This is a genomic window from Catenulispora sp. GAS73, assembly GCF_041262085.1.
Classification (GTDB): Bacteria; Actinomycetota; Actinomycetes; order Streptomycetales; family Catenulisporaceae; genus Catenulispora.
This window is the reverse complement of the sequence record NZ_JBGCCM010000035.1, coordinates 1-19,496: the sequence shown is the minus strand read 5'-3', so window position 1 is coordinate 19,496 and position 19,496 is coordinate 1. Positions and strand designations below refer to the sequence as shown.

The 19,496-nt window shown below is 70.7% G+C and carries 15 protein-coding genes; 10 read left to right on the top strand and 5 right to left on the bottom strand.

What is annotated here, in order from left to right; translation table 11 throughout:
* The first annotated feature begins 93 nt into the window (after window positions 1–93).
* Both ABH935_RS39070 and ABH935_RS39065 read left to right on the top strand, forming a co-directional pair.
* A complete protein-coding gene (locus ABH935_RS39070) occupies window positions 94–1,878 on the top strand; it encodes a glycosyl hydrolase family 18 protein (RefSeq protein ID WP_370383022.1) in 1,785 nt (594 codons plus the stop codon).
* Window positions 1,879–2,043: 165 nt separating this feature from the next.
* A complete protein-coding gene (locus ABH935_RS39065; RefSeq protein WP_370383021.1) occupies window positions 2,044–3,480 on the top strand; it encodes a family 2B encapsulin nanocompartment shell protein in 1,437 nt (478 codons plus the stop codon).
* Window positions 3,481–3,576: 96 nt separating this feature from the next.
* Here ABH935_RS39065 and dapB read toward each other — a convergent pair whose 3' ends face one another.
* Window positions 3,577–4,377, bottom strand: a complete 801-nt coding sequence (gene dapB, locus ABH935_RS39060; protein WP_370383020.1) for a 4-hydroxy-tetrahydrodipicolinate reductase — start codon at window positions 4,375–4,377, stop codon at window positions 3,577–3,579.
* A gap of 511 nt (window positions 4,378–4,888) precedes the next feature.
* A complete protein-coding gene (locus ABH935_RS39055) occupies window positions 4,889–5,236 on the bottom strand; it encodes a rhodanese-like domain-containing protein (RefSeq protein ID WP_370383019.1) in 348 nt (115 codons plus the stop codon).
* A gap of 95 nt (window positions 5,237–5,331) precedes the next feature.
* On the opposite strand from ABH935_RS39055, the gene ABH935_RS39050 reads away from it, so the two are divergent.
* The 3 genes from ABH935_RS39050 (at window position 5,332) to ABH935_RS39040 (ending at window position 7,283) form a co-directional block, all read left to right on the top strand.
* Window positions 5,332–5,922: a TetR/AcrR family transcriptional regulator gene (locus tag ABH935_RS39050; protein ID WP_370383018.1), complete on the top strand. Its 591-nt coding sequence runs from the start codon at window positions 5,332–5,334 to the stop codon at window positions 5,920–5,922.
* Window positions 5,919–6,842, top strand: coding sequence for a ribonuclease Z (locus ABH935_RS39045; RefSeq protein WP_370383017.1), 924 nt, complete (start codon window positions 5,919–5,921; stop codon window positions 6,840–6,842). Before ABH935_RS39050 ends, ABH935_RS39045 begins: the two co-directional genes overlap by 4 nt.
* A 90-nt stretch (window positions 6,843–6,932) precedes the next feature.
* A complete protein-coding gene (locus tag ABH935_RS39040; RefSeq protein WP_370383016.1) occupies window positions 6,933–7,283 on the top strand; it encodes a YciI family protein in 351 nt (116 codons plus the stop codon).
* A 49-nt stretch (window positions 7,284–7,332) separates the two neighbouring features.
* Here ABH935_RS39040 and ABH935_RS39035 read toward each other — a convergent pair whose 3' ends face one another.
* The 3 genes from ABH935_RS39035 to ABH935_RS39025 form a co-directional block, all read right to left on the bottom strand.
* A complete protein-coding gene (locus ABH935_RS39035) occupies window positions 7,333–8,169 on the bottom strand; it encodes an alkaline phosphatase family protein (protein ID WP_370383015.1) in 837 nt (278 codons plus the stop codon).
* Window positions 8,170–8,192: 23 nt separating this feature from the next.
* Window positions 8,193–9,473, bottom strand: coding sequence for an MFS transporter (locus tag ABH935_RS39030; RefSeq protein WP_370383014.1), 1,281 nt, complete (start codon window positions 9,471–9,473; stop codon window positions 8,193–8,195).
* Window positions 9,474–9,623: 150 nt separating this feature from the next.
* On the bottom strand, window positions 9,624–13,700 hold the full coding sequence (locus tag ABH935_RS39025; RefSeq protein WP_370383013.1) for a PQQ-binding-like beta-propeller repeat protein: 4,077 nt from the start codon (window positions 13,698–13,700) through the stop codon (window positions 9,624–9,626).
* A gap of 315 nt (window positions 13,701–14,015) precedes the next feature.
* Between ABH935_RS39025 and ABH935_RS39020 the strand changes: the two genes are divergently transcribed.
* The 5 genes from ABH935_RS39020 (at window position 14,016) to ABH935_RS39000 (ending at window position 19,173) form a co-directional block, all read left to right on the top strand.
* Window positions 14,016–14,978 carry a helix-turn-helix domain-containing protein gene (locus ABH935_RS39020; protein ID WP_370383012.1) on the top strand — a complete coding sequence of 321 codons (963 nt, stop codon included), beginning with the start codon at window positions 14,016–14,018 and terminating at the stop codon, window positions 14,976–14,978.
* 12 nt (window positions 14,979–14,990) lie between these two features.
* Entirely contained in the window at window positions 14,991–16,364 is a 1,374-nt protein-coding gene (locus ABH935_RS39015; RefSeq protein WP_370383011.1) for a M20/M25/M40 family metallo-hydrolase, read from the top strand.
* Complete coding sequence (locus ABH935_RS39010; protein ID WP_370383010.1) at window positions 16,361–17,260, top strand: alpha/beta fold hydrolase; 900 nt, start codon at window positions 16,361–16,363, stop codon at window positions 17,258–17,260. The genes ABH935_RS39015 and ABH935_RS39010 overlap by 4 nt, the downstream gene beginning before the upstream one ends.
* A gap of 75 nt (window positions 17,261–17,335) precedes the next feature.
* Window positions 17,336–18,331: a DMT family transporter gene (locus ABH935_RS39005; protein WP_370383009.1), complete on the top strand. Its 996-nt coding sequence runs from the start codon at window positions 17,336–17,338 to the stop codon at window positions 18,329–18,331.
* Between the two features lie 98 nt (window positions 18,332–18,429).
* On the top strand, window positions 18,430–19,173 hold the full coding sequence (locus ABH935_RS39000) for a PspA/IM30 family protein (protein ID WP_370383008.1): 744 nt from the start codon (window positions 18,430–18,432) through the stop codon (window positions 19,171–19,173).
* Window positions 19,174–19,496: the final 323 nt, after the last annotated feature.

The following is a 19,496-nucleotide window of genomic DNA, read 5'->3' as shown; positions in this document are numbered from 1 at the left end:
GTCCAATGATGTCCTCCAGGGCGGCCGCCTCTTTCGAGCTTTTGGTTCGGTACAGATCCAGTCCTGCTCAACGCCCTGCCATCTGGGAGCAACATGAAACGGACAGGCCGTCATATCCGCGTGCTCGCGACCGCCGCGGCGACGCTGGCCGCGAGCGCCGGCGCCCTCCTGGCGTCGAGCGCCGCGGGCCATGCCGCCACGGCGGTACCGGCCGCGTCGACCGGCACCCCCATCCCGGCGCACGTCTTCGCGCCCTACTTCGAGGCCTACAACGGCGACGATCCGGCGACACTGAGCCAGCAGTCCGGCGCCAAGTACCTGACGATGGCGTTCGTCCAGACCGCCAGCGCGGGTTCGTGCACGGTCGACTGGGACGGCGACACCTCGACCCCGATCTCGTCGTCGACCTACGGGTCCTCCATCGCCACGATCCGGTCCACCGGCGGCGACGTCATCCCGTCGTTCGGCGGGTACGCCGCCGACCACGGCGGCACCGAGATCGCGGACAGCTGCACCAATGTGAGCTCGATCGCCGCGGCGTACGAGAACGTCATCACGACGTACAACGTCACCCGGCTCGACCTGGACACCGAGGACAACTCGCTGACCAACACCGCGGGCATCGACCGCCGCAACAAGGCCATCAAGATGGTCGAGGACTGGGCCGCGGGAGTAGGTCGCACCGTCCAGTTCAGCTACACGCTGCCGACGACCACGAGCGGTCTGGCCAGCTCGGGGCTGGCGGTACTGCAGAACGCGGTCTCCAACAACGCCCGCGTCGACGTCGTCAACATCATGACGTTCGACTACTACGACGGCGCGACGCACGAGATGGCGAACGACACCAAGACCGCCGCCGCCGGCCTTGAAGGTCAGCTCGCCTCGCTCTACCCCGGCAAGTCCGCCTCGCAACTGTGGGGCATGGTCGGCGTCACCGAGATGCCCGGCATCGACGACTACGGCGCGGCCGAGACGTTCCAGACCTCGGACGCGGCGCCGGTGCTGAGCTGGGCCAACTCCAAGGGCATCGCCGAGATCTCGTTCTGGGCGCTGCAGCGTGACAACGGCGGCTGCGTCGGGACCGGCGGCTCGGACAGCTGCTCGGGCATCGCGCAGAGCACGTGGTACTTCAGCAACACCTTCGAGCCGTTCACCAGCGGCAGCACTCCGCCGCCGACGAACGACTTCTCCGTGGGCGTCTCGCCGACGTCGGCCTCGCTGGCTCAGGGCGGGACCGCCAAGGCGACGGTGTCCACGGCGGTCACCAACGGCACCGCGCAGAGCATCGCGCTGACGGCGAGCGGGGCGCCCTCGGGGGCCACCGCGAGCCTGAGCCCGACCTCGGTGACGGCCGGCGGCACGTCTGCGCTGACCGTGGCCACGGCCTCGACCACCCCGGCCGGCACGTACCAGATCACCGTCACCGGCACTGCGGCCTCAGGAAGCCACAGCGCCACGTTCACGCTGACGGTGACCGGTCCGGGCGGCGGGGGCGGCGCGGTGGTCAACGGCGGCTTCGAATCCGGCTCGTTCAGCCCCTGGACGTGTCAGAGCACTGACGCGGTCGTCGGCAGCCCGGTACACTCCGGGTCGCACGCCGCGAAGGTCTCGCCGACCGCGAGTGCGACCGGCGAGTGCGACCAGGCGGTGAGCGGGTTGACGCCGAACCACGCATACAAGCTCACCGCGTGGGTGCAGGGCAACTACGCCTTCGTCGGCGTCAGCGGCGGGGCCAGCGGCAGCGCGTGGACCTCGGCGTCGGGGTGGACACAGCTGTCGGTGCCGTTCACGACCGACTCCACCGGGAAGGTGACGGTGTTCGTCCACGGCTGGTACAGCCAGGGCGACGTCTACGCGGACGACTTCGCCATTTCCTAGCAGGTTCCCCCTGCGCCCGCGTGGCGTCCCGGCGGATCAGGGCTCTCATAAGGCCCGTGACCCACTGGGGCGCCGCGTCAATGCCGGCAGGTGCTTATCACTCGATGTAACGAAGTAACAAAGCGCATATTGCCCGGGCGAGACGGACATTGGTTACGTGGAGGCATGCCGACCACGGATTCCACGCCCCAGGACCACGTCCTGCAGGACATCGTCCCGGACAGCCAGCACAGCCTCAGCACGGCCGCCGCCCGGAACCTGGCGACGACCACCAAGACCGTTCCGCAGATGCAGGGCATCACCTCGCGGTGGCTGCTCCGCAAGCTGCCCTGGGTGCAGGTCTCCGGCGGCACCTACCGAGTGAACCGCCGGCTGTCGCACGCGGTGGGGCGCGGCCGGGTCGCCTTCGACCAGACCGGCGAGGACATCAGGGTCCTGCCCCCGACGCTGACCGAGCTGCCGATCCTGCGCGGCCTGGACGACGACGCGCTGCTGGCCGAACTGGCCGGCCGGTTCGCGCAGCGCCGGTTCGCCGCCGGCGAGCAGCTGGCCGAGGCCGGGCAGCCGGTGACCGAGATCCTGGTGGTCGGGCACGGCAAGGTGGCCAAGGTCGGCACCGGCAAGTACGGCGAGACCACGGTCGTCGGGTCGTTCGCGGGCGGCGACCACCTGGGCGACGAGGCCGTGGCCGGCGGCGTCGTGGATTCGGTGCCGTGGGGCTACGGGGCCCGCGCCACCACCTCCGGCGTGCTGCTCGCGCTGCCGCTGAGCGCGTTCCAGGAGCTGCTGGACCGCTCGGAGGCGCTGCGCACGCAGCTCGCCTCGCACGTGGCGCGCCGGGCCAAGCCGACGAACAAGAAGGGCGAGGCGGAGATCTCGCTGGCCGCCGGCCACGAGGGCGAGGCCGATCTGCCGGGCACGTTCGTGGACTACGAACTGCAGCCGCGCGAGTACCAGCTCTCGGTGGCGCAGACGGTGCTGCGCATCCACTCCCGTGTCGCAGATCTCTACAACGACCCGATGAACCAGACCGAGCAGCAGCTGCGGCTGACCGTCGAGGCGCTGAAGGAGCGGCAGGAGAGCGAGCTGCTGAACAACCCGGAGTTCGGCCTGCTGCACAACGCCGCGCACGAGCAACGGATCCACACCCACAGCGGCCCGCCGACCCCGGACGACATGGACGAGCTGCTGTCGATGCGGCGCTCCACGAAGTTCTTCCTGGCGCACCCCAAGGCCATCGCCGCCTTCGGCCGCGAGTGCACCAAGCGCGGCGTGTACCCGACCTCCGGCAACGTCGACGGCAACCGCGTGTTCGCCTGGCGCGACGTCCCGATCTACCCGTGCTCCAAGATCCCGATCACCGACGGCCACACCACCTCGATCCTGGCCATGCGCACCGGCCAGGACGAGCAGGGCGTGGTCGGCCTGCACCAGACCGGCCTGCCGGACGAGTTCGAGCCGAGCCTGAACGTCCGCTTCATGGGCATCGACGACAAGGCGATCATCTCCTACCTCGTCAGCGCCTACTACTCGGCCGCGATCCTGGTCCCGGACGCGCTCGGCGTGCTTGAGAACGTCGAGCTCGACCGCCCGCGCGGGTAGCGCCGCGGCGACGGCGGGGTCCTCGGTGGCTCGTGCGGCGAGCCGCCGGGGACGTGTGGGAGTGGTGCGGGGGTGGTGCGGGGATCGCGGCGACACTCAACTCTCGAACAGCAACGAGTCGAGACCGCGCCGCACACCGACCGCGTCACCGACGTGGCGCACGGCGAGCAGCGTGCCGGCGACGTAGGGCGCGGGATCGGGACCCGCGTCGTGCTGCATGACCAGCCGCTCGCCGGCCCCACCAAAGATGATCTCCGTGCTGACGACGTAGCTCGGCAGCCGCACCGAGTGGATGCGGGTGCCGTCGACGTCCGCACCACGCGCCTCGACCGGACCCCGCAGCTCGTCGAGCGGAACCGCGGGCACCGGACGCCGGATCGCACCCAACGTCTCGGCCAGCTCGCGGGCCGTCCCACTCGGCACGTCGGGCTTGCCGGCACTGGCGTAGTCGATGATCTCCCACCGGTCCAAGTGCTCCGCGGCGAGCGCCGCAGCCTTGCGCAACACCGCGGCCATCACCGAGAAATTGCCCGCGGCGATCACCCCGACCTCACGATCCCGCGCCGCCTCATCGAGCTCGGCATAGTCCTCGGCGGTGAGACCCGAGGACCCGATCACCACATGCGCACCCGCCCGCACAGCCTCGAACGCGTTCTGCTTCACGGCCGCCGCACTCGTGTAGTCGATCACGACATCGACCGGCCCCGCAGCCAAGGCCTCAGCCACGGACGCGTACACCCGCCCCTCCGCCGCACACCCGACCGCCTCCGCCAGCGACTTCCCCGCCGCCGACCGCGACACCCCCGAGACGAGCACGAGATCGGCCGAGCCCTCGATCGCCGCGACGACGGCCGACGCGGTCCAGCCCGTGACGCCGGAGAAGCAGATCCTGATCATGTGCTCAGGCTACGGCGAGACCCCCGCTTCCGCCCGCCGCGCTGCACCGCGCCAAGCCAAGCCATGCCAAGCCTGCCCTGCGGCTTGCACCACGCTGCCGCTTTCCCGTTGCGCCGCGCCATGCATGCCATACCCTGCGGCCTGCACCCCGCTTCCGCCCGCCACGCCGCACCGCGCCAGGCCAAGCCACGCCATGCCTGCCCTGCGGCCTGCATCGCACTGTCGCTCTCCCGTTGCGCCGCGCCATGCATGCCCTGCCCTGCGGCCTGCACCACGCTGCCGCTCTCCTGGTGCACCGCGCCGAAGAGCAGGGCCACTGCCCGGACCGCCGCGCCCCACGATCTCGCACCTTGGTGCGTCCACGCGGTTGCATGCACGCGCCACTCTGCCGAGCCGCGCCGCCGAGCATCGGGCCGCATGACCCGCCGCCATCGGCTGCATCGCGCCGTGCCGCGCGCCGCAGTGGCTTCGTGCAGTGCCGCCGTGCGCCGCGCCGCGCCCGGCCAGCCGATCAGCTCCCTGAAACCCGCAGCTCCCCCGACTCCAGCGGCAGCCCGGCAGTGGCCCAGTCCTCGATCCCCTCCCGGTACTTCCGCACATTCGTGTACCCGAGCCGCTCCAACTTCCCAGCCACCGCCTGGCTGTTCGGGCAGGCCGCGTTCGAGCAGTACGTCACGATCAGCGCGTCCCGGTCCGGCAGCAGCTCCGCGTACACCTCCTCCACGTGGTCGGCGTGCAGCGGGATGGCGCCGGGCAGGTGCTGCTTCTCCCAGTAGGCGCCGGCGAGGGCGTCCAGGACGGTGACCGAGCCGCTGTCTATCGCGGCCTTCAGCTCGTCGCGGGTGATGAGGGTGGTCATGGCTGGGCCTCCTGTTTCGTGGGCTAAGTGGACCCGGGTCCGCTTGTCTGACTCCAGAGTATGCGGACCGGGGTCCGCTTGTCTACAATGAGTCCATGTCCGAACCGTCCAGGCCCGGACTCCCCCTCGCCGGCGAGCCGCCCCGGGAGCGCGCCGACGCCGCCCGCAACAGGGCCCTGGTCCTGCAGGCCGCCTGGCGGCTCTACACGCACGGCGGCGTCGAGGCGCTGACCACCGACGCGGTGGCGCAGGAGGCCGGTGTCGGCAAGGGGACCGTCTACCGGCGCTTCCGGGACAAGAGCGGGCTGGTCGCCGCCCTGCTCGACGACCGGGAGAAGGAACTCCAGCTCGCGATGATCAGCGGCCCCGCGCCGCTCGGGCCGGACGCCGCCACGCAGACCGAGCGCCGCGTGGCCTTCGTGCTGGCGTACCTGGACTACCTGCAGGCCCACCTGGATCTCCTGCTCGCCTCCGAGACCGCCGCCCCCGGCGCCCGCTACCGCCTGGGCGTGTACCAGTTCTGGAAGACCCACCTGACCATGCTCTTCACCGAAGACCGCGACCCGGAGTTCCGCGCCTACACGATCCTGGCGCTCCTCGACGCGGGCCTGGTCAGCCACCTCCTCGCGGACGGCTGGTCCTGGGACCGCGTCCGCGCCGGCGTCGAACAGGAGGCCCGCCGATGATGCGCGAGCTCGTCATCCTCGGCACCGCCTCACAGGTGCCGACGCGCTACCGCGCGCACAACGCCTACTTCCTCCGCTTCGACGAGCAGGGCTTCCTCTTCGACCCCGGCGAAGGCACGCAGCGCCAGATGCAGTTCGCCGGCCTGTCGGTCAGCGACGTCACCCGGCTGTGCGTCACCCATTTCCACGGCGACCACGCCCTGGGCCTGCCCGGCGTCCTGCAGCGCATGTCCCTGGACGACGTCCCGCACGAAGTGGTCTGCCACTTCCCCGGCGAACACGAGGAGTACTTCGAGCGCCTCCGCTTCGCCACCCCGCACCACGCCCGCGCGAAGATCGCGACGCAGCCGGCCACCGGCGTGCGCACGTACCCCCTCGACGGCGGCCTGACCCTCACCGTCGCCCCGCTGGACCACGGCATCCCCTGCCAGGGCTACCGGATCGACGAGGCCGACGGCATCAGGATGCTGCCGCAGAAGCTGAACGCGGCCGGGATCAAAGGCCCGGACATCGCGCGCCTGCGCGCCGAGGGCCGCCTCGGCGACGTCCGGCTGGAGGACGTCAGCGTCCGCAAGCCCGGCCAGAGCTTCGCCTTCCTGATGGACACCCGCCGCTGCCCCGGCGCCGAACAGCTGGCCGCCGACGTCGACCTGCTGGTGATCGAGGCGACGTTCCTCGATTCCGAAGAAGCCCTGGCCGGCCAGTTCGGCCACCTCACGGCGCGCCAGGCCGCGCGCCTGGCCGCCGACGCCGGCGTCCGCGAGCTCGTGCTCACGCACTTCTCGCAGCGCTACCCGATCGACACCGCCCCGGCGCGTTACCTGGTAGAGGCCGCCGAGGAGTTCGACGGCCCGATCCACATCGCCGAGGACCTGATGCGGATCCCGTTCCCGAAGCGTGTGGAGGCCAAAGGTTCCTGACAATCTCCGGCCGCCTGTCGGATCCGGAGCGAGCCGTTCGTCGGGTAGATGAGAGGCGGCCGAACGAAGCCGCCGGGACAAGGAGGAGCCATGACCGAGTACCTCATCGCCTTCAACGAGGAGTGGGTACCGGACCACACGGTCGAGGAGCTGCAGGAGAAGGCCAAGGCCGTCCGGGCGCTGGTGGCGGAGATGAAGGCGGCCGGCGTCTTCGTCTTCACCGGCGGCCTGGACGACGCCGCCCCGGTGTTCAGCGTCGACGCGTCGAGCGGCACACCGCTGTTCACCGACGGCCCGTACATCGAGTCCAAGGAGTACCTCGGCGGCTTCGCCGTCGTGGACGTGGCCGACGAGGAGGCGGCGCGGCTGTGGGCCGGAAAGATCGCGGTGGCCTGTGGCTGGCCGCAGGAGGTGCGACAGTTCCGAGTCCGCAAGAACTGATGCGGTGCCCGCTGCCGGCCTGCCCCGGGCCACCGGGGACAGGCCGGCGTCACACGCTCGCGAAAGGCTTCCCCTCCAACGGAAGCCCCGCCATCGCCTCGCCGAGCCCGATCGCCTCGTACACATGCGCCGCGACGTCCACATGCCGCAGCGTCCCCATCTCGGCGCCCGCCACGATCCCCGGCCCGCTGGCGGCGATCCACGCCGTGCGCTCCAGATCGCTGTCGCCGCCGTGCCCGCCCGCGTCGACGTGCCCGTGGTCCGTCACCACGATCACCGTCCACCGCTCCTCAGCGTACGAAGACCGGGCCCGCACCGTCGCCAGCAGACGCCCGACCCGCGCGTCGGCACGCTCCACCGCCGCGCGGTACTCCGCTCCGACGCCGAGCTCGTGCCCGGTCTCGTCCACATCCCCCAGGTACACGAACGCCACGTCGTAGTCCGCGGCCACCAGTTCGCGTTCGGCATCGACCGTCGCCGCCTCGTCCCCGCGCTCGCAGTCCAGGCCGTACGACGTGAACGTCACCCGGTCCGGCGCCGCGAACAACGGCCCCCCGCAGGCCGCCGTCGCCAACGGCTCCCAGCTCCCGACCGACAGATACGTCCGCTTGCCGGCCAGCGAAGCCAGCGTCAGGAAATCCGGATGCTCCGCGAGCCGGTGCCCGGTGAAGACGTTGTGCGTGATCCCGTGCCTGGCCGCCGAGACGCCGGTCGCGACGGTCGCCCAGCACGGCCCGGACCACGTCGGCGTGGCGTCGTCGATGCGCACCGGCGCGAGGAAGCCCTCGGCCGCGACCGCGTCGAGGTGCGGGGTGCGGACCTCGCGGAGCACGTCGAGACGAACCCCGTCGATACCGATGACGAGGACGCGTGATGGTGAAGTCATTGGTACCGATCTACCCGTTTCTTTTAGCGGACGCCGCGAATCCTGTTGATGCACACGGCACCGGCCGCCGAAGCGATCGCCGAGGCCCAGAACAGCGCAGCATACCCACCCGCGAACTTGATGAGCAGCGCGGCGATCGGCGGCACCAGCGCGAACGGGATGATCGTCATCAAGTTCGCGAAACCCATGTCGCGTCCCCGGTCGGCACCGGAGGGCAGGGTCTGCGTGACCAACGCGCCGTCCACACTCAGGTAGACGCCGTAGCCGAGACCGAGCACCGCACCCGCGGCGAGCATCATGCCCCAGGTCTGATGCACCGCGATCATCGCCGCCGCGACGGCCATCACCGCGGATCCCGCGGCCACCAAAGGCTTGCGGCGCCCCCAGCGGTCCGACAGCCAGCCCGCGATCACGACCAGCGCGACCGTCGAGACGCTGTTCACCGCGACCACGATCAGCAGGTGGCTGTCGTTGCTCTTGTCGGACGGGGTGTTCTTGAATCCGAGCACATCGCTCAGGAAGTACGGCGTGTACAGCGTCCCGAGACCGTAGCCGAGCACCATCAGGAACCGCGTCGCGAGCGCCCACCCGAAGTCAGGGAACTGCCGCACCTGAATCCGGTAGTTGGCCAGATAGGCCTGGAAACTGAACGGCTCGCGCCGCTCCCGCGGCAGCTGCGGGTCCCCGACCCGCCACGCGAAGAGCAGCACGAACACCATCAGCGAAGCCAGCGCCGCGTACTGCCCGACGTACCCCTTCGACAGCGAGACCAGCACCCCGCCGACGATCAGCGCGGCGGCCTGCGGCACCCCGCCCCAGCCCAGGACAATGCCGCGCTGCCCGGACGGCACCTGGTCCGGGACGATCGTCACCATCCCGGCGGCGAGTGCGGCCACGAACACCGTCTGCAGTAGGTAGCCGAGGCCGACGCCCCACACCGAGTTCTGCGTTCCGCTGAAGACCAGCGCACCGGCGCCAGCGACGCCGCCGAAGGCGATCCACGGCCGCCGCCGCCCGAAGCGGGAGACCGTCCGGTCCGACAGCATCCCGAACAGCGGCCCCAGGAACAGGATCGACAGCGTCCCGATCGTGTTCACCCACGCGAAGTCCGCGACGTGCCCGGCCGGGTCGATGTCCTTGATCTGCTGCGGCACCGTGAAGGTGCTGGGCACCTGGCTCGCGACCTGCCAGCCGAGGCCGGCGAACACGAAGCCGGTGATCCACGGTGCCCGCACGTTCGCCGTGGGCTCCGCGTCGAACGGCGATGACGTGGTGCCGGGGCCGTGCGAGGTCTCGGTAGACAAGGCGCGCTCCAGATACGTGAAGCATCTTCATGTTCTCGGGAGGCTCATCGTAGGCGTGTGCGAGTCATCCAACAAGAGTGATGCCCCGGTGGGAAGTACCGCCGGGGCATCGCCTCCTTCTTCTACGAGCTTCATCTACAAGGGAAAGGCCTACGGCTTCGCCGCCAGTGCCTGGTCCACTCCGGGCGCCGGCGCCCCGAGACCGGTCACCGTGTCGTAGCCGGCGTGCGCCGAGCACTCCGCGGGCGGGCAGGCACCGTTGCTGCCGGAGGTGACATCGACGAGCGCGGAGCCGAGGCCGTAGACGTCGCGGAACACCGAGCCGTCGGCCGAGGCCAGGTGCGTTTTGCCGAGGGTGGCACGAGCCTGATCGGCGGTCGCCAGGATCGCCGACCAGATCGGCGCCGACAAACTGGTGCCGCCGACTTCGGCCCAGCCGGAACGGCCTTGCGTCGCGTCCGTGTAGTAGACGGCGACGCCGGTCTGCGGATCGGCGACCGCCGAGACGTCGGGCGTCCCGCGATGCGCGGCGGGGTTCACACCGTCCTGGTACGCCGGACGCTTCTCGAAGAACGACAGACCGCCGCCGGTGCCACGCCACGCGGTCTGGCTCACCGTGGTGCCCGCGGCGTCCAGCTTCAAGGTGGTGCCGCCGATGGAGAGCACGTTCGGCGAGGTGGCGCTGTAGCCGTCGGGATTGCCGCTGTCGCCGGCCGATTCCACGCAGACGGTGTCAGTGAACAGGCACCGGTTGTCGTAGAAGGACTCGCCGGAGAACTCGCGATTCATGCCGTAGCTCATCGAGACCGCCGCCGGGTGCGACGCCGCCGCGGCGTCCACGGCCTCGTTCAGGTGCTGCATGGTCGGGTCCTGCGCCTCGACGAGGACGATCTTCGCGTGCGGGGCCACGGCGTGCACCCACTCGACGTCCAGCGCGGCCTCACCGTCCCAGCCGCCGCCGTCGACGGTCGTGCCCGGCATGGTGTGGACGGAGAAGTCGAAGCAGTCGGCACCGGCTGCCGCGCTGTCACATGTCGGCGGGAGGCCGAACTGCTTGCTGAAGACGTTCAGGTCGCTCGGGAGCGCCGCGTGGTGGTAGGCGTCCACGATCGCGACGGTCTGGCCACTGCCGTCGCCCTTGAGCGCGAGGTTGTGCTGGATCTGCGCCGGGGTGTAGCCGCGGAGCGGCGGTGCGGTCGCCAGGGCCGCCGGGATCACCGAGTCCGGAGCGAGGCTGCCGCCGGTCGGGTCCATCACCGGCGTCGTCGGCGCGGCACTCGGGGTGGTGGCCTTCAATCGCTGCTTGGGCGCGGACTTCTTGGCAGCGCCGGGCGTCAGCGTGCCGGTCAGGGTCGAGACCGTCACGCCGTGCATGTTCGAGTCCTGATCGAAGTAGAACGACCCCATCCACTCGTCGTTGACGCCCCACTCGCGGATGTCCTGTTCGAGCCCCAGCACCTGCGAGCCGTCGACGACGAGTTGGTGCGCGTCATCGAGCGGTCCGGTCTGCGCCAGTTCGCCCGGGTAGTCGTTGTTCCCGTCGAACAGTGCGGGGTCGTACGCCTGCGCCCCGAACGGCGAGTCCAGCAGCACGGTCGAGCCGCCGGTCGAGGTAGCGAACGCGCCGGAGAAGGTGTCGGAGAACATGCCGGTGTCGGTCCAGGTCTTGCCGTCCGGCAGCAACCGGCTGATGACGGCGAAGTGGTACCAGGCCAGGCCGTCCTTCGGATCGGCGCTGAAGTCGATGTTCGTGGTCGATCCGCCGCCGGTGTGCGAGGTGAGCACGACGCCGGTGCGGCTGTCGCGGACCTCGACCAGGGTGGTGCCCGAGCGACTGTTGTCCTTGGCGGCCCAGGCCAGAGCGACACCGTGGCCGTCCGCACCGGGGATGTCAGGGCTCGCATAGGCGGCCTGCAACTGGCCGGTGCTGAGCACCGACGGATCGGCCGGGAGGTCCCAGACCGTCCTGCCGGTCCGGGCGTCGACCGACACGACTCCGTCCTTCGGCGCCGTGTCACCCGCCGCGGTGGCGTACTCGGCGATCACGTGGCCGTCGGCGTCCACCGTCGCGTTGCTGAACCGCACCGCGCTGCCGGCCGGCTTGAACGTCCACAGCTGCCGGCCGTTCAGGCCGTAAGCGGTGAGCGCGTGGGTCGGGTCGATGATCTCAGCATTCTTACCCGAACCGGTGGCGGCCACCGACCACGTGTAGGCACCGGGGACGTCCTTGGCCACCGTGACCTTGCCGGTCGCGACGTCGATCAGGTCCCAGCCGCCGGTCGCGGCGACCAGCACCTGCCGGCCGTCGTCGACGAGTTCGGCGTGGTGCACGGCGCCCTGCACGGTCGCGGTCCACAGGACCTTCGGCACGCCGTTCGGCTGCGGATGGCCGTCGAGCAGGAACACGCCGCGGCTCTGCCCGGCCGCGACGATGTTCTTGACGCCGTCCTTCACCGTGGTCGGGCCGGGGACGAGGACGCCGGCGTAAAGGTCGCCGAGCTGAGGCTGGGTCGCCACCGGGGCGCCGTTGGAGATCTTGTACGCGTAGGCGGTCTGGTCGGCGGCCACCGACAGGATGCGGTCGCCCCACTGCGCGGGCTCCAAGCCGGTGCCGACCGCGCCGGACTGGCGCCAGCGAAGCTTGCCGGTGCGGGCGTCGAACGACAGGACCTGCGTGCCCTCGGGGCCGTTGGGGACGGCTTCGGTGGGGTTCTGCGGGTCCTGGGTGGTGACGACGACGCTCGCCTTGTCGGCGTCCGGCAGGAACATGCCGCCGACGACCGGCGCATCGCCGGTGAAGGCGGCCGGGATCGGCGTGCTCCACAGGCTCTTGCCACGCGCGGTGAAGGAGAGGACTGACGAGCTCACCGGGAGCGGCTGGGAGCCGGACATGTCCATGGTCAGCTCGGTCGCGACATACGCAGGGTTCTTATGGCCTCCGTTGTCCGAGTCCGCGACCCGCAGCGAGGTGACGAAGGTGCCGGTGCGGTCGGCGAGCACCTGACGGCCGCCGGTCCTCGGGTCGATCGCGGTGAGCTGCCAGCTGATCGCGTCCTCGGGGTCGTTCTCCTCGGCGACGACGAGCCGGTGCCGCTCGGGATCGTCGCGGACGATGCGCGGGTAGCCGGGGGTCGGGACGTCGAGCTTCAGTTTGCCGGTGGCCGCGTCCAGCAGGATCACGTGGCCGTCGGCGGGACGCGGCGTGCCCAGGCCCATGGGGGTGTCGGTCCAGCCGGTCGCGATGCCGTCGGCGGTCGGGGTGATGGTGGCGAGCGCGGCCCACGGGACCTGGGTGTCGTACGTCCAGGCGGTGGCGCCGGCCACCGCGGCGCCGGACTTGTGGAACTTCACGAGCGAGACGCTGGTCCGGCTCTCACCGGACGACGACGCCGGTTCGATGCCCCACATCGGGCCGGTGACGTCGCCGACAACCAGCCCCCCGGCCCCGGCCGCGAGGCGGTTGACGTAACCGGGATAGACCTGATGCCACAACGTCTTGCCGGTGCGGCCGTCGATGACGGTGACGAAGGACGCGAAGTGGGTCAGCGGGGAGTCCGGAACGGTGAAGGGGAAGGCCGCGCTGGCGCCGAGGGTGTAGGCGACAGCGATGTCGTGCCCTGATCCACCCCCGAAGTCGCCGACCGCGAAGGTCTGGTCGGAACCGACGCCGGTGCCGGAAATCGGGTCGTAGCCGGCGAACATGTCGAGCGGTGGCGGCTCGGGGAGATAGGGAACGGTGCCCTTGAGACCCCAGTCCGCGGCCAGGCCCTGCTCGGTCTTGGTCCACACCGGCTTGCCGTCCCGCCCGACGCGCTGGACCTGGCCGGAGGTGTCGACATGGAACCAGTCGTCGCTGCCGGGGACGGCCGCGGTCAGACCGAGGCCGCGCGCGGTCTCGATCTGCTGGTCCGCGGTGAAGGACAGGCCGGAGTTCGAGGCCTGACCAGCCACCGAACCAGTCGCCGGCGCACTCGGCGCGCTCGGCGCGGCCGACGTGGCCGGGTCGGCACTCACGCCGGCCACCGCGGCCTGCGCCCTCCCGACGCGCTGGGCTACAGTGCCGGTGCTGTCGACACCGACGGTGTACTTCGCGGACAGGCTCCGAACCTGATCCGCGGTCAGCCGGAAGGTGGCCGCGGATGACGGGGACGGGGCGGCGGACCCGGCGGCGGACGCACCGGCCGCACTCGCCACACCGGCCGTCGAGCCGAAGACTGTCACGGCCACGGCCGCCGCCATCCATGGACGGCGTAGAGGTATCGCAGGCAAGGGTGATCTCCCTACATCCCAGAGTGCTGATGACTACGCTTCCGACCCGGCCGAATGCGGGAGCCGGCGCCGGAAGCGGTGACAGGGATGCTGGCAGCGGCGTACCGCGAGGTGGAAGCGTTTTCCCTGACCGTTACCGGACACCTGCCGGTTCCGGCCGGACGGCGCTATAGTGTGGCCGCTTCTTGATCGCAGGAGGGGAATCAGGAGGGGGATCACCGTGGCACAGGAGACTGAGCTGGTCAGGACCGGCGGCGACGGCGGGCTGCGCCCGTGTTGATCCCCGCCGGCCTGTCAGCCTTCGACGAATCCGTCCTGCGCCGCCTGCTCACCGCGGGCGACCCGCACACCCCGGCGACCCTCGCCGAGGACCTCGGTGCCCCGCCGGAACAGGTCCGCCGCAGCGTCCGCCGGCTCACCGAACTCGGGCTCGCGCTGCGCGACGGGGCGGCAGTGGTGCCGGTCGACCCGCGGGTGGCGCTCACCGGGCTGTTGCGGGAGCGGCGGACCGAGTTGGACCGGCTGACCCAGACCATCGACGAGCTGTCGGCCAGCTTCCACGACCGCGCGGTGCGCACCGGGGCGGCGCGGCCGGTCGAGGCGATCGTCGGGCGCTCGGCCATCGCCGCACGGTTCCACGATCTGATGGCGCGCGCCGACACCGAGATCCTCGCCTTCGACACGCCGCCATACGTCGCGTCCAACTATGGCGACTCGGAGGCAGAGACCGGCGCGTTGGCGCGGGGTGTCGCCGTGCGCGCCGTCTACGCCGCCGAGGTGCTGGACCACCCTGACCGCACCAACCGGGTACGAGCGCTCGTCCAGCTCGGCGAGCAGGCACGCGCCGCTCCGGCGCTGCCGACCAAGCTCGTCGTCGCCGACCGGCGGGAGGCGATCCTGCCGTTGTCCGAACCGGGCGCCGGCGACGCCGACTCGCGCTGCGCCGTCGTGCACGCCTCAGGGCTCTGCGAGGCACTGATCGCGCTGTTCGAGGCGGTGTGGACGCAGGCGGTGCCGTTGTTCGCGCCGCGGGCGGGAGCGAATCCGGAGCTGCTCGCCGAGGACCACGCGATCCTGCAGTGCCTGAACGCGGGGATGAAGGACGACGTCATCGCGCGCCAGCTCGGCATCAGCGAGCGCACCGTGCGCCGCCGCGTCGCCGATCTGGCCGCGCGGCTCGGTGCCGCCTCGCGCTTCCAGATCGGCGCCCAGGCGGCGCGCCGCGGTTGGGTATGAGTTACTGACCGCATGGACATCGCGCAGCTCACCGCCAAAGTCGACGCCCTGATGCCCGGTGTCGCCGCCGATCTCAAGCGCCTGGCCGCCATCCCCTCGATCGCCTTCCCCGGCTATCCGCAGGAGAAGGTCGTCGAGTGCCACGACCTGCTGGTCGAACTGCTGCGCGAGGCTGGCGTCCAGGACTTGGCGGACCTGCGGCTGCCCGACACCTCCCCGATCATCACCGGCCACATCCCGCCCCCGACGCCGGGCGCCCCGACCGTCCTGCTCTACGGGCACTACGACGTCCAGCCGCCCGGGGACGAGGCGGCGTGGGCCTCCCCGCCCTTCACCCCGACGGAGTACACCGACCCCGAGCACGGCCCGGCCATCCGGGGCCGCGGCATCGCCGACGACAAGTCGAACCTGGCCGTGCACCTCGGCGCGCTGCGCGCCTTCGACGGCCGCCCGCCGGTCGGCATCCGCCTGGTGCTGGAAGGCCAGGAGGAGTACGGCAGCATCCTGGACGACTACCCGCCGCAGAACCCGGCCGCCTTCGCCTGCGACGCGATGGTCATCGCCGACATGGGCAACATCCGCCCCGGCACCCCGACGCTGACCACCGCCCTGCGCGGGGACGCCGAGGTGCTGGTGGAGGTCCACACACTGAAGGAGGCGCGGCACAGCGGCCTGTACGGCGGCGCCGCCCCGGACGCACTGCTCACCCTGATCGCCGCGCTGGCCACGCTGCACGACGACAAGGGCGACGTCGCCGTCCCGGGCCTGCGCCGCGAGCCGTGGTCCGGCACCGCGTACACCGACGAGGAGTTCCGCGCGCTGGCCACCGTCGAGCCCGGTACGCCGCTGCTGGGCACCGGCGGCCTCGGCGAGCGGCTGTGGAGCGGTCCGGCGGTCACGGTGGTCGGCCTGGACGCGCCGGCCGTCGACACCGCGGCGCTGGCCGTCGTGCCGTATGCCAGGGCTCTGGTGAACCTGCGGATCCATCCGCAGCAGGACCCGAAGGAAGCGCAGCAGGCGTTGGTGCGCCATCTGGAGGCGGCCAAGCCGTTCGGCGTCGAGCTGACCGTGACGCCCCAGGACGCGGGCCCCGGCTTCGCCGCGCGGACCGGCGGACCGGCCTATCAGGCTGCCGCGACCGCGCTGAAGGCCGCGTGGGGTTCGGCCGCGACGCAGGCCGCGAGCGGCGGCGCCATCCCGTTGGTGAACGGGCTCGCGAAAGCCGTTCCGAGTGCTGAGATCCTGTTGTTCGGGGCCGAAGACGCGGCGTGCCAGCTGCACGGTCCCAACGAGCGCGTACTGCTGTCTGAACTGCGCAATTCAGTGCTGGCGGAGGCAGCTTTCTTCGAGGCTTACGCGAGCGATTATGCGAAGCTCTCCTCATGACCTTCACTGCGTTGGATCACGTAGCGACGCCCGTTCTCGACATCGCCTATGAACACGCAGGGGACCCCTCGGGGATTCCCGTCGTCCTCCTCCACGGCTTCCCGTATGACGTCCGCGCCTACGACAAGGTCGCCAAGGCGCTGGTGGCGCGGGGTGGTTATTCGGTATACGCACCGTATCTGCGGGGCTTCGGCAGGACGCGCTTCCTGTCCGAGGCCGATCTGCGGTCCGGGCAGCAGGGCGCCATCGGCCAGGACCTGATCGACTTCATCGACGCGCTGCGGCTGGACCGCCCGATCGTCGGCGGCTACGACTGGGGCGGGCGCGCGGCGTGCATCGTCTCGGCGCTGTGGCCGGAGCGGGTGCGCGGGCTGGTCACGGTCGACGGCTTCAACGTGCAGGACATCGCGCACTCCGGCGAGCCGTCGAAGCCGGAGTGGGAGGCGACGTACTGGTACCAGTACTACTTCCACAGCGAGCGCGGACGGCGCGGGTTGGAGCGGAACCGCGAGGAGCTGTGCGAGTTGCTGTGGCGAACGTGGTCGCCGACGTGGCAGGCCGCCTCAGCCGAGTTCCCGGCGAGCGCGCCGAGTCTGCACAACCCTGATTTCGTGGAAGTGGTCATCCATTCCTATCGGCATCGGTACGGCCTGGCCGAGGGCGATCCGCGGTATCAGGCGATCGAGGAGCGGCTGGCCTTCGGGACCGAGATCGTGGTGCCGACCGTGGTCCTGGAAGCCGGAGCGGACGGGGTCGGCGGGCCGCCGTTCGCCGATTCCGGGGACCGGGAGCTGTTCACCGGCCGGTTCGAGTACCGGAAGGTGGAGGGGGTCGGGCACAACGTGCCGCAGGAGGCGCCGGAGGCGTTCGCCGAGGCGGTGCACCTGCTGGCGTGACCTGCTGATCACGACTCGGCCTCGCCTGGTGATCGTCAAGGACAAAGCCGGTCGGCGCCTATTACTCTCGGGGATGTGAGCAGCCCCGTTTCCGTCAACCGCACCACAGCCGGCGTCCTGTTCGGCGTGGTCTCCTCGGTGGCCTTCGGGGCCGGCGGCCCGTTCGCCAAGGCCCTGATCGCCACCGGGTTCAGCCCGCTGCAGGCGGTGTGGGTGCGGTTGATCGGCACGGTCGTGGTGCTGGTCGCGCTGTGCCTGGCGCTGCGGCGGCCCGGGCAGCTGACGACGATGGTGCGGAACAAGTGGCCGATCGCGGTCTACGGACTGGTGGCGGTCGCGGCATGCCAGGTGCTGTATTTCGTGGCGGCCTCCCGGCTACCGGTCGGGATCGCGATCCTGCTGGAGTTCACCGGGCCGGTGCTGGTGGTCGGCTGGGAGAAGCTGGTGCGGCACACCCACGTGGCGCGCGAGTCGGCGATCGGCGTCGGAGTGGCGATGCTGGGGCTGGCGATCGTGGTACAGATCTGGTCCGGGGTGCACCTGGACGCGGTGGGCCTGGCAGCCGGACTCGGCGCCGGCGCCGGAAACGCGACGTACTTCCTACTGATCGACCGGCTGTCCGGCACGGTCGACCCCCTGACCCTCACCACCGGCGGCATGACCGTCGGCATGGTGGTACTCACCCCGCTGGCCGCGCCGTGGTCCGCACCCTGGCACGTGCTGGGGCACTCGGTCCCACTGGGCTCGCACCACCTGCCGGGCTGGACGCTGGCCGCGTTCATCGTGCTGATCAGCACAATCCTGTCCTACCTCACCGGCGCGGCAGCGGTGCAGCGGCTGTCGGCGACGGTGGCGGCCGGACTGGCGTACGTCGAGCCAGCCTCCGCAACCGTCGTGGCCTGGGTCACACTCGGCGAGCGCCTGTCGGCGACACAGATCGCCGGCGGCGTGATCGTGCTGGCGGGGGCATACCTCGCGCAGCGCGGAATCGGGCGCACCACCGGTGCCGAAGGAGATTCCACCCGGTCTATCCTGGGAACCACGGTCACCACGGAAGCGTTGATCCCATGAAACGTCCCTACTCTGCCGTACCCCGGCCCCGGCTCCCGCGGAGCCTCAGGCCGTGTCATGCGTAGGGGCCCAGGTATCGAAGGGGGCGGGGAGCGTCTATGAGCGGCGTCATGAAGCGGATGAAGCTGGTCGTCGAGGCCAAAGCCAACGCGGCCCTTGAACGCCGCGAAAATCCGGTCGAACAGCTCGACCTGTCCTACGAGAAGCAGCTGGAGCTGCTACAGAAGGTGCGCCGCGGCGTCGCAGAGGTAGCGACAAGCCGCAAGCGCCTGGAAATCCAGCTCAAGCAACTACAAGCGGACTACGACAAGCGCGGCGAACAAGCCAAGCGCGCCCTCGAAGTCGGCCGCGAAGACCTGGCCCGCGAGGCCCTGGTCCGCCGCGGCCCGCTCCAGCAGCAAATCGAAGACATGACGCAGCAGTACAACGCCCTGCAGGCAGAAGAGGAAAAGCTCGTCCGAGCCTCCCAATCCCTGCAGGCCAAGGTCGACGCCTTCCGCACCAAGAAGGAAACGATCAAGGCCACCTACGCCGCAGCCCAGGCGACCACCCAAATCGGCGAAGCCTTCAGCGGCATCTCCGAGGAAATGGGCGACGTCAACATGGCCATCGAGCGCGCCGAGAACAAGACGGCCCAACTCCAAGCCCGAGGCGCAGCCCTCGACGAACTCACCGCCTCCGGCGTCCTCAACGACCCCACCGGCTACGGCAAGGACGACATCACCCGCGAACTGGAAGCCCTCTCAGCCGGCCCAGGCGTGGAGAACGAGATGGCACGACTGCGAAACGAAATCGCAGCCAGCGACGGCAAGAAGCAGCTCGGCCCGGGAGCCGGAGCTTAGACCTCACCGAACGGACTGACGACTGGCGCGGCGGGCTTCGACCTGCCGCGCTTTCGCGTTCGAGCGGCGCAGTTCGGCAGTGGGAGGCGAGCTGCGCCGGCGACCGCGGCGGTTGGCAGCTGCGGCGTGGCAAGCGGACAGGCGCGGCCAGGCTGCCGATCCCGGCGAGAACCGGCGCCTTGATGACTGCGATTGGCGACAGGCCAGCCCCGGCCGGCCACCTGGTTCGGGGGTCCGAAGGACCATGCGGGGTGTTGGTTCTGGGTCCCTCGCCGCGTCGGCGGGCTCTGCCAACCTGCCCGGTTTGGCGGTGTCAAGCCGGA